Source organism: Actinocorallia lasiicapitis, assembly GCF_054778695.1.
Genome location: NZ_BAAGZI010000757.1, coordinates 1 through 1140, shown reverse-complemented (window position 1 = coordinate 1140; position 1140 = coordinate 1). Strand labels below are relative to the sequence as shown.

Annotated in this window: 1 protein-coding gene; it reads left to right on the top strand. The window is 73.6% G+C overall.

Features of this window, described 5'->3' with window-relative positions; translation table 11 throughout:
• Positions 1-352: 352 nt before the first annotated feature.
• Positions 353-1140 (top strand): PepSY-associated TM helix domain-containing protein (locus ACYVE7_RS34395; RefSeq protein ID WP_460370801.1); only part of this gene is annotated, 788 nt, incomplete at its 3' end.

Genomic DNA, 1140 nt, shown 5'->3' with positions numbered 1-1140 from the left:
AGCGCCGCGTCCGCGATCACGGTCGCCGCGACGGCCGCGGCGACCCGCCACCCGCCGTCCCCCACCCCGTACATCATCAGCACGATGCACAGATCGCCCGCCGCGCACGTGCCGGCCAGCGCCCACGACTGCCGGGCCAGTGGCCCCCGCACCACTTCCACCCACCGAATGTGGCATGACGCGATCACCGCGTCATCGGCACGTATGAACGCGAACAGCACGGGACTCCTCACCGGGTGACGAAACCCGATGGTCACTGACGGCGGGCCGCCCGGTCGTCCCCCGTGTGGGGGACGACCGGTCCCTCCGCACCGTGACGCTTCTTCCGGCACCGGCGCTTAGCTTCTCGGCCATGTCCAGCAGAGCCCGTCAGAGGCGCGGTGACGGCGGATCGGCCGTGCTCGTCCGGCTGCATTTCTTCGCCGGAGTGTTCGTGGGGCCTCTCGTCGTCCTGGCGGCCCTGACGGGTCTGGCGTACGTGTTCGCCCCGCAGCTCGACCGGATCGCCTACGGTGATCTGCTGCGCGTGCCCGCGTCGTCGGCGCCTCAGGCGCCCTTGGCGGCGCAGGTCGAGGCCGCGCTGCGGGCGCACCCGGACAAGACCCTCGTGAGCGTGGCCCCCGCGGAGGCGACGCGGAGCACCCGGGTGGTGCTGTCCGGCCCGGTGACGGTCTACGTCGACCCCCACGACGCACGGATCCTGGGCGAGCTGCGCGGCGGTGGCGAGGCGACGCCGGTGACGGCCTGGCTCAGCGAACTGCACCGCAGCCTGCATCTGGGCGCCGCCGGACGCCTCTACCTGGAAACCGCCGCGAGCTGGCTGTGGGTCCTGGCGGTCAGCGGGCTGGTCCTCTGGCTGGGTCGCCGACGACACCGGGCGTCCTCCCGGCGCGCGCTGATCCGTTCTTCGCTGTGGCCGCAGCGAGGCGAGCGGGGCGTCCGCCGCACGCGGTCCAGTCACGCGATCGCGGGCACCTGGCTCGCGATCGGGCTGCTCGGGTTGAGCGTGTCCGGCCTGTGCTGGACTCAGCACTCCCGGCTCCCCGCGCTCCAACGCGCGCTGGACGCCGAACCGCACGTCCTGAACACGGCCCTGACCTCGGCCACCGCCCCGCCGCCGGGAACCGCCGCGGCCCGCGT